At 54.6% G+C, this 9,187-nt stretch carries 12 protein-coding genes and 1 pseudogene; 11 read left to right on the forward strand and 2 right to left on the reverse strand.

What is annotated here, in order from left to right; genetic code table 11:
- The 5 genes and pseudogenes from RBB63_RS20305 to RBB63_RS20325 all read left to right on the forward strand — a co-directional run.
- The coding region (locus tag RBB63_RS20305) for a hypothetical protein (protein ID WP_309387015.1) at window positions 1-201 on the forward strand (201 nt) is incomplete at its 5' end.
- Between the two features lie 331 nt (window positions 202-532).
- Entirely contained in the window at window positions 533-1,222 is a 690-nt protein-coding gene (locus RBB63_RS20310) for a hypothetical protein (protein WP_309387017.1), read from the forward strand.
- A gap of 81 nt (window positions 1,223-1,303) precedes the next feature.
- Window positions 1,304-1,567, forward strand: coding sequence for a type II toxin-antitoxin system RelB/DinJ family antitoxin (locus RBB63_RS20315; RefSeq protein WP_309387018.1), 264 nt, complete (start codon window positions 1,304-1,306; stop codon window positions 1,565-1,567).
- A pseudogene (locus tag RBB63_RS20320) lies at window positions 1,564-1,826 on the forward strand (type II toxin-antitoxin system YafQ family toxin). Before RBB63_RS20315 ends, RBB63_RS20320 begins: the two are co-directional and overlap by 4 nt.
- 261 nt (window positions 1,827-2,087) lie before the next feature.
- Complete coding sequence (locus tag RBB63_RS20325; protein WP_309387020.1) at window positions 2,088-2,396, forward strand: hypothetical protein; 309 nt, start codon at window positions 2,088-2,090, stop codon at window positions 2,394-2,396.
- A gap of 53 nt (window positions 2,397-2,449) precedes the next feature.
- On the opposite strand, the gene miaB is transcribed toward RBB63_RS20325, so the two are convergent.
- Window positions 2,450-3,817, reverse strand: coding sequence for a tRNA (N6-isopentenyl adenosine(37)-C2)-methylthiotransferase MiaB (miaB, locus tag RBB63_RS20330; RefSeq protein WP_309387022.1), 1,368 nt, complete (start codon window positions 3,815-3,817; stop codon window positions 2,450-2,452).
- Between the two features lie 223 nt (window positions 3,818-4,040).
- Between miaB and RBB63_RS20335 the strand changes: the two genes are divergently transcribed.
- The 3 genes from RBB63_RS20335 to purB all read left to right on the forward strand — a co-directional run bounded on the left by RBB63_RS20335 (window position 4,041) and on the right by purB (window position 7,068).
- Window positions 4,041-4,832, forward strand: coding sequence for a secretin N-terminal domain-containing protein (locus tag RBB63_RS20335; RefSeq protein ID WP_309387024.1), 792 nt, complete (start codon window positions 4,041-4,043; stop codon window positions 4,830-4,832).
- A gap of 119 nt (window positions 4,833-4,951) precedes the next feature.
- Window positions 4,952-5,389: a gamma-glutamylcyclotransferase family protein gene (locus RBB63_RS20340; protein WP_309387025.1), complete on the forward strand. Its 438-nt coding sequence runs from the start codon at window positions 4,952-4,954 to the stop codon at window positions 5,387-5,389.
- A gap of 251 nt (window positions 5,390-5,640) precedes the next feature.
- A complete protein-coding gene (gene purB / locus RBB63_RS20345; protein ID WP_309387026.1) occupies window positions 5,641-7,068 on the forward strand; it encodes an adenylosuccinate lyase in 1,428 nt (475 codons plus the stop codon).
- 11 nt (window positions 7,069-7,079) lie between these two features.
- Here purB and RBB63_RS20350 read toward each other — a convergent pair whose 3' ends face one another.
- Complete coding sequence (locus RBB63_RS20350) at window positions 7,080-7,766, reverse strand: HAD family hydrolase (protein WP_309387027.1); 687 nt, start codon at window positions 7,764-7,766, stop codon at window positions 7,080-7,082.
- 102 nt (window positions 7,767-7,868) lie between these two features.
- Here RBB63_RS20350 and RBB63_RS20355 point away from each other — a divergent pair, with 102 nt between their 5' ends.
- From RBB63_RS20355 to RBB63_RS20365, 3 genes are read left to right on the forward strand one after another with little or no spacing between them, the layout of a single operon-like run.
- Window positions 7,869-8,258: an acyl carrier protein gene (locus RBB63_RS20355; RefSeq protein WP_309387029.1), complete on the forward strand. Its 390-nt coding sequence runs from the start codon at window positions 7,869-7,871 to the stop codon at window positions 8,256-8,258.
- Window positions 8,248-8,910, forward strand: a complete 663-nt coding sequence (locus RBB63_RS20360; protein WP_309387031.1) for a TVP38/TMEM64 family protein — start codon at window positions 8,248-8,250, stop codon at window positions 8,908-8,910. The genes RBB63_RS20355 and RBB63_RS20360 overlap by 11 nt, the downstream gene beginning before the upstream one ends.
- Before the next feature lie 11 nt (window positions 8,911-8,921).
- On the forward strand, window positions 8,922-9,185 hold the full coding sequence (locus RBB63_RS20365) for a phosphopantetheine-binding protein (protein ID WP_309387033.1): 264 nt from the start codon (window positions 8,922-8,924) through the stop codon (window positions 9,183-9,185).
- Window positions 9,186-9,187: the final 2 nt, after the last annotated feature.

A 9,187-nucleotide genomic window follows, 5' to 3' on the forward strand; every position in this document is an offset into this window, starting at 1 on the left:
TTTCAATCACGGGCTTACAGCCCGCTCAATCAAAGCCGCCTTGCGCTGCATCCAATCTCTACCCCACCTGAATCGGCCAATTTAGATGAAAAGTGCTCTAGAGTCGAGCGCAGCCTTATTGACTGTTTACGACACAATCTGCCGCTTTATCTGCATCACGCCTTGCCATCGCGCGGTTTTTCGGACATGATTTCTGTATGAAAGCCGAGCGATCAGGCACCCCCGGAGTGGCCGAAGTATCGCCGACTGCGCGACCCGACACTTCTACGGAGCGTCGCCAAGGCTTCGGTAAATACAAGCACTGGGTTTACTCTGACATAGGGGCGTGTCTTGGTGCGAGAGATGGGCGTGCTTTCGATACTTTAACAACAACTGGCTGTCATTAAGAATTCATTCAAACTTCAATATGAATAATGAATATAAATAATCACCTCAACCCCTTGACACAAATTCACCCCTACACAATCTAAATAGATAATAATGTTCCAAGCAGTTAGCGAATGCTCGGCAAAAGAAAGTCAACAATTAAAACATGAACCTTAAATTATCGCAAGAATTCTTGACCGCATGCCTTGCCATTATGATTCCATTAGTGACCGCAGCACTCGGATATCGTCACTATTTAATCCAGCGTGAGCATGAAATTGTCCGAAAGAGATATTTGGATGAAGGACTAGATCTGACCATTGCCCACATCGAACAAACGCTTAGCGTGTATAGATATAACTGGGTGCTGGCAATCTCACTCATTAAACAGTTTCGAGATATCAGGGTAGGATTTGATCAAAAGCGACTTTCTGGATTTTTGCCCGTCGACCATTCAAATTTGAATATCACAGCAACACATCGATTACGACAACTCGTTGGAGATGATATTCCATGGAAATTACTACAAAGTGTTATCGCATTCGTTGATGGGGCAAATACTTTTTTCAATCATGACCTTGCCGTTGCGATCCGGACTATCAGTAAAGATGAAGTTGAGATTTCTTCGACTGAAGAAGAGATCGCTCAAGCATTCATAGACAAGATAAAAGATCTTGAATCCGAGAGTTACAAACACTACCTGTTTTTGAGCAGATTATTAGATATCTCTTCCATTCTGGAACGCGAAAAGTTCACATTCGTTTCGATAGGAAAATTTAAAAGACGACCAGAAGTAATGGAGATCATTAACTCGATGAAAGTAGATCCTAAAGACAATCCTGCTAGTAGTAAATAATGAATATGCAGAGCGACATGCCAGACTTCAGCCCTCAAAACAAACAGTTGACGCGTGTTGCAAACGCGCTACATCAATTGCATGAGTCAAACAGCCACCGTTCACGCACGCCTCGATAGCGAAACAAAGGCGAAATCTGAAGCTATCCTGAGGCATCTCGGGATGACCCCGACCGATACGGTTCGCTTGCTGTATCGTCAGATTGCGCTGCGTGGCGAGTTCCCCGTCGAACTTCGAGTGCCCAATGCGCTGACAGCGGAAACCCTGGACAAAAGCGATCGGAATGAAGAGGTCGAGTCCTTCGACTCGCTGGATGATTTGACGGCTAGCTGGACCAAGGAATGAAGCTATCGCAAACTGCGCAGTTCAAGAAGGACATCAAAAAGCAGATCAAGAGAGGCAAAGATCCCGACAAGCTGAGTCAAATCGTGCAGTTGCTCGTCGCTGGCGAACCGTTACCCGAGGCCGCAAAAGATCATCCGCTGATCGGCAATTGGAAGGCAGGCGGGACTGCCATATCGAGCCCGACTGGGTCCTCATCTACCAACTCACCGAGGATGAACTTCGCCTTGAGCGGACCGGCACCCACAGCGACCTCTTCTAGCACTGAAGAACGGCCAGAAACTATTCTAAAAGGTGGAGCCTGGTGTCCCTACACACCCACTTCCACGCCTTCGAGCAACAGCGCATTGATGGCGGTTGTTTCGGAGATCTGGACTCGAACGCGTTTGTCAGTTGGATTTGACATGAATAACTAGTCTGCATCACCGTGCAGCCTTGACGAGTAAGCGCTCGGCAGTCATCTTGAACAAATGCAGTCGCTGCTGGGTTAGCGCGGATACCTAACAAGGCTTCATGCATAGCAATGAAAACATTCATTACAAAATTTCTGTCTCATGCTGTCGCGAAGCCAGCGCTGCTGCTTCTGATTGTGCTTATTTGCTTCTTTCCAATCGCATTCGGACTCAATGCTTATGAATCGATAAGCTCAATGAGCAATGAGCTGACAAATGAAGAAAAGGGAACGGTGATCGGCATCGGAATAGGAGGAACTTTATTGTTCTCAATTCTAGCGATCATAATTACGAAAGCGTGCTGGTCAGCATTGGTGACAGATTTACTGAGCAACGATAAGAATAATAACCAGAGCCAGACTAAAGTGGCTGCTTCATAGCAACGCTTACTACAGACAGTCTTGCCCGTCAGGAGTACGGTTAAATGAGTGCTCTACACGCCCGCTTCCACGCCTTCGAGCAGCAGCTCGCCGATGACGGTCGTGGCGCTGGCTTCGGTGACCTTGACTTTGACCAGCTCGCCGACCAGACGCTCGCTCGCGGGGACGATGATTTTGCGGTAGCCGAGGTTCCGGCCGACGAACATGTTTTCGCCGCGCTTGGCCGGGCCTTCGATCAGGATTTCCTGCACCGTGCCGATCATCGATTCGTTGCGCGCCAGGGAGTATTCGCCGAGTTGATCGAGCAGAAGCTGGTTGCGCTGCGCCTTGACCTCGTCGCTGATCGGGTCGCCCAGCGGCTCGGCGGTCGTGCCGGGGCGGACGCTATATTTGAAGATGTAGGCCATGTCGAAGCGGACGTCCGCAAAGGCCTGGCGGGTGAGTTCGAAGTCTTCCTCCGTCTCGCCGGGGAAGCCGACGATGACGTCCGTGGAAATGCACATGTCCGGGCAGCGTTCGCGCAGCGCGGTGATGATGCGCTTGAAGCGCTCCACGGTGTAGGGGCGGCGCATCGCTTTGAGGATGCGGTCGCTGCCGCTTTGCAGCGGGAAGTGGATGTATTCGCAGAGCTTTTCCAGACGGCCGTAGCAGTTGATCAGGTCTTCGCGGAAGCCGACCGGGTGCGGGCTGGTGAAGCGAATGCGCTCAATGCCGTCGATCGCGTTGACGCGCTCCAGCAACTGGACAAACGGGCTCTTGCCGTCGACAAAGGGGAACTCGCGCACGCCGTATTGGTTGACGATCTGGCCGAGCAAGGTGACCTCCTTCGTGCCGTTGGCGGCGAGCTCTTCGATCTCGGCGACGATGTGGTCCATCGGTCGGGCGCGCTCTTCGCCGCGGGTCTTTGGGACGATGCAGTAGCTGCACTTCATGTTGCAGCCCTGCATGATGCTCACGAAGGCGCTGACCTGGCGTTCGCTGCTGTGGGTGCGAATGGTGTTTTGGCTGCCTTCCTCGGCGTCGAGGTCGATAATGGTGTTCGGGCGCGGCCCCTGCCCCTGACGCGTCGCGATGAGCGCATCGAGGTGGTCGGGGACGGCGTGGAACTTTTGCGTGCCCACGAGTAGGTCGAGATCTGGCAGGCGGTCGAGGACGTTCTCGCCGCGATTTTGGGCCATGCAGCCCATGATGCCGATCATGAAATTCGGGTTCTTCTTGCGGCGTTTGCGCAGATGGCCGGCTTTGCCGAGGGCCTTTTGCTCGGCGAGCTCGCGCACGGAACAGGTGTTGAGCAGCACGATGTCGGCGTCGGCCTCGTCCGCCACGATGCTATAACCGCGTCCACGCAGCATCGACGCGACTGCATCGGAGTCACGCTCGTTCATTTGGCACCCGTAGGTTTTGATGTGCACGCGGTTCATTAGATTCGAGAAAGCCGCGCAGGATGAAGGCTTATCACCGCCGGGTCAAGATTCGGCTGTCGGCATCGCGGCATAAAGCCGCTCCTACAAAGTGCCAATGTGGGAGCGGCTTTATGCCGCAATGCGAGTCCTGCAACACCGATCAATCCGCCCGAAACGGAGCCATTTCCCACTGTGAATAACTGAGCCTCGCAATTGTCATATTTCTTGCTATGAAAAAAACGTGCGCCGTATATCCCTTATTTGGCTGGCGCTGTTGTGCGCCAGCCAGCTCTTTGGACTCCAGAAAATGGAGGTCTTTGAGCTGCAAAACCGCGATGCCGAATCACTTGTGCCTGTTATTGCCAGCGCCCTCGGTCCGGAATCCCGCGTCACCGCCGACCCGCGTACGAACAGCCTGATCGTCTCCTACCCGGCCGAAATGAAGGAGAATTTGCACACGATCATCAACCAGCTTGACCGCGCCGAGCCCAACATCGTGGTCGAAGTCACCACGCTGGATGTGGAGACCGCCTTCCTGACTCAGTTGGGCATTACTGGACGCAATGGTTTGAGTGCGAATGATTACGAACTCATCCTGCCGTTGCTCGTCCAGAGTGAACAAGCGAAGCTCGGCGGCCAACAGCGCGTGGTCACCAAAAACAATTTGCCTGCTCAAATATCCATCCGAACGCCTCCCGTGCGTCAGCCATCGGGCAAACCGCCGATTTCGTTTGGGCGCTATCTCTTCGTGACACCGCGATCAATGGGCGACGAAATCGAGCTCAAGCTTACACAGGGCTCGCCATCCTTGGCCGGGGACCACGACCGGGGCCATAGTTCAATCGTTGCCACGAGCATGATTCCCGATGGCGGCGCGCTGATGTTTTCCTACAATGAGGAAGCGGTGGTCAACAGTCAGGCCGCCATCACACTGATTCCACTTGGAGTCGGAAAATCAAAGGAACGCGCCCTACAACACATCGTGCTATTGCACGCGAAAACGGAGGATTATAAAGATGCCGAAAAAGAATAATCGCAAATTCAGGAAGATATGCCATAATTATGGGTGTTCCACGAGAGTCTCACTGAAGAAAATATCGATTGACTCAATGAGCTATATAACCTAGAAATTGACAGATGCTTTTGCAGGGAATGGGAAACAAAGCACAACCGAAAGTCTTCGTTTATGGCACACTCAAGCCAGGCGGTTACTATTGGCATCGCTTCTGTGAAGGCCGCATCTCACAGATGCTCAAGGCGAAGGTTAAGGGCAATTTATATGCCCTTCCCATGGGCTATCCAGCCCTCTCTCCAGGCGATGGCTGGGCCCAGGGCTACCTGCTCACCTTGCACGATGAAGCCGTATTGAAAGGCTTCGATACGCTCGAAGATTACGAGCCCGGTCGCTGTCCCTCGGAAAACGAATACCAACGCGTCGAAGTCAGCGTTTATCTGGACGACGGCGAATCCATCGGCACCGCTTGGACTTATGTGATGGACCTCGACCGCATTAACCAGAACCAGGGCGTAATCATTGCCAATGGCGACTGGGACGTGGATGACCCGGACACCCTGCCCTCACTCTGCTAAGCATTTGCAATGGATTTAGGCGCGCCAGACTCTTGAAACACTTCATACTCACCCAGAGCCGACTTCCAGCACAACTAAGGTCTTCCCGCTTAGGGCTAATCCTATCCGCTTTGATTCAGAACGTTTTATAAAATTCAGAAGCCCACAAATTCCACCAAGCAAACAGGCCCAATTCCTCATAGGAGTGTAAAAAACGCCAACGAAGACAAAATTATTTGATTTAGGGCCCGAACCCGTGAATCGTTGGGGCAATGAGCTCAGCCGTACCCAACATTTTAGCCGACCGCTACGCGTCGCCCGCGATGCAGGACATCTGGTCCGCCGAAGGCCGCATTATCCTCGAGCGTGAATTCTGGATTGCCGTGATGAAGGCCCAGCGCGGACTCGGCCTCAGCATTCCCGCCGATACCATTGCCGCCTACGAGAAGGCGAAGCACAATGTGAACCCTGACTCCATTCGTGAGCGCGAGGCCGTGACCAAACACGACGTTAAGGCGCGCATTGAGGAATTTAATGACCTAGCTGGCGTGGAGCACATCCACAAGGGCATGACGAGCCGCGACCTCACAGAGAATGTCGAGCAGTTGCAGATCTGGCGCTCACTGGAGCTCGTGGCGACCAAGGCCACCGCCGTCCTCCTCGCCTTCGCCCGACGCTCGGAGGAGTACAAGGGGCTCGTCATCACTGGCCGGACGCACAATGTGGCTGCGCAGACCACCACTTTCGGCAAGCGCTTGGCCATGTTTGGCGAAGACATGCTCCAAGCCATGCAAAACCTCGAGCAAACGATGCGTCAATACGCCGCACGCGGGCTCAAGGGCGCCGTTGGCACGCAGCTCGACCAGCTCAATCTGTTTGAACAGAACGCCAGCCAAGTGTCCCGCCTGGAAGACGAAGTGGTCAAGCACCTCGGCATTCCCCGGAGCCTGGACAACGTGGGCCAAGTCTACCCGCGCAGCATGGACTTCGAGGTCGTCAGCGCGCTTTACCAACTGGGCGCCGGGCCATCGTCCTTTGCCAAGACGCTCCGCCTGATGGCGGGCCACGAACTGGCGGGCGAAGGCTTCCTCCCCGGCCAGGTCGGCTCCTCTGCGATGCCGCACAAGATGAACAGCCGCTCCTGCGAACGCGTCAACGGCTTTCACGTCATCCTTCGTGGCTATCTGGAAATGGCCGCTGGCCTCTCGGGAGACCAGTGGAACGAGGGCGATGTATCCTGCTCCGTGGTTCGCCGCGTGATGCTGCCGGACGCCTTCTTCGCCATCGATGGTATGTTCGAAACCTTGTTGACCGTGCTCAACAACATGGGCGCCAACCCCAGCATGATTGAACAGGAAAACCGCCGTTACCTGCCCTTCCTCTTGACCACCACCGTGCTCATGGCCGCCGTCAAAAAAGGCATTGGCCGCGAAACCGCGCACGAGGTCATCAAGGAGCACGCAGTGGCCACAGCCATGGATCTGCGCAGTTGCAAGATTTCAGAGAACGACCTCTTTGACCGCCTCGGCAAAGACGAGCGCCTCGGCCTCACCCCTGAATACCTGAGGCACATTTACGAATCAGCTGGCCACGCCACCGGCGCCGCCGACCCGCAAGTCGAGACCTTCATCAAGCAGGTCCAAAAATGGGGCGATGCTTACCCCAAGGCGAAAGATCTGCAGCCAGGTAAAATTCTGTAAGCGACTGCGGATTACGTAGTGTCTGGAAATTCAAAGTGCTGATGGTGCGTGTTCCTTTCGACGGGGATGCGCGTGGCGACTTCGGCCAGAGATTCAACCACGGTCGCGCCGGTTGCCCGGAGCCGTTCGGGCGAATTATGGCCGTGCGCGACCAGCACGCAATCCGCACCGATGGCTTCGGCGACTTCGAAATCGTGGACGGTGTCGCCGATCAGTAGCAGCTCATGGGGAGCATGGGGGATGGAAGCCGCATGCAACTGGGCGTTCCCCGTTTTGCCCTCGGCGTAAATATTATCGAGCCCGATCAAGCGGTCGAAGTAATGAGTCAGTTGGTAGAACTCGATGATCTCGATCAAAAGCGGCTGACGGTAAGCGGATAGGACGACTTGTTCGACGCCCGCGGCGTGCCACTTTGAGAGGACTTCGATGGCGTCCGGGTAGAGTCCGCATTCGCGTTTGCGCGCCTCATAGGCGTCGATGAACTCATGACTGATTTGCTTAAACGGGTCGAGCGCCTCATCGAAGGCCAGCGTGTCGTAATACCGCTTCACTGGAAACTGAAAATGCTCACGGTAGAAATCCATGCCGATCGCGGTGCGCCCGCGACGCGTCAAGAAGCCGTTCATTATTTCCACGCACAGCCAACCGTCGTCCATCAGCGTGCCATTCCAATCCCAGATCACATGCTTATAAGCCATTGCGATAAAGCGTCGCTGGAGATGTAAATTTGTCAATGACGTCTCAAGACTAAGTCTGTAGTTGCGAATGAAGCGACCATTCATATTAGTAATAAACTGCAAGTGAATACCACCAACGCCAAGCAAGCCCCAGATACCGAGCGTCACACCGAAGAGGAAGCCATTTGGCGCCAACGCGCCCGGCATTATACCCCAGCGTTTCAGGACGCTTTTGTCCACTACATGACGACGGGTGACCGCAGTTGCCTTGTGCCGCTGTCCATTGGCCTGCTTGAGCACCACATCGAAGACCTCACCCCTGAATGGCTGGCCAAACACGCCGCCAGCCTTAATCTGCACAACGATCTTGGCGCCGACTCCATGTTGCTGGCCGAAATTGCGTTTGCTGTAGAGGAGTTGTTCGACGTTACCATGAACAATCAGGAGCTCGGCAAACTCGTGCACCTGAACGACCTAGCCGATCTCATTGAGCAAAAACGCGTTGTCAACTAATCGCAGCGCCAACCGCCGTTGGATCGCATGGACGCTCGGTTGGGCGCTTCTGACTGGCATTGCCTGGATCATGCTCCCCTCCGGCCCTTCCTGGCGCTACTGGCTGGACCCCGCCAATCCGTGGACTCTGCTGATTTTCGCCACCCTCATGATTTTTCTGCCAATGCTCGGTTTTCCCATTTCGGCGTTCTACGTCTGCGCCGGAGCCATCTTTTCACCGTGGCAAAGCATCCCCATAGGCCTCGTCTGTCTCGCCCTGAATATGTCCGCCAGCTACGCTCTGGCGACAATCTGGCGCGAGCCGTTGCAAGCAAAATTCGCCCCGCGCTGGCCCGCTGTTTTCTCGATGAATGAGCGTAGCGCGCTGCGTCTGACCATCTTAGTGCGTGCGATCCCCGGCATCCCATACAGTGTGCAAAATTACCTGCTCGGTGTGCTGGCGGTGCCCTTTGGCCAATACCTAACGTTGTCCCTGATCATTCAAGGTTGTTTCCTCATTGGCGTCGCGCTCACCGCCAATGGCGCCATCACCCAAGACGGACAGACCGCGCTATGGGGCGGATTCGTGGTGCTCGTCACCATCATCGGTCTCCGTGTAACCTTCGGCCGACGGCATGCAGACTTGACTCAAACAGACGCCTCGACAACTTGACCGCAGAACGAATGAGTGCCCTGAAAGACCAATTAAAAAACCTGATCATCGACGCTCTCCAACTGGAAGATGTCGAACCCGCAGACCTGGCCGATGATGAACCCCTCATGGACAGCGGCCTTGGCCTTGACTCAATCGACGCATTAGAACTCGTGGTGCGCATTGAGAAGGAGTTCAAGATCAAGATCAAGAACAGTGAGGAAGCCCGCGAAGCCCTCGGGAGCATCAACACGCTCGCCAATTTCATCGAGTCTCGCTTGGGCGCCAGCGCCTAGCC

The sequence above is a fragment of the Cerasicoccus frondis genome (genome assembly GCA_031296915.1).
In the GTDB taxonomy this organism is placed as follows: domain Bacteria; phylum Verrucomicrobiota; class Verrucomicrobiia; order Opitutales; family Cerasicoccaceae; genus Cerasicoccus; species Cerasicoccus frondis.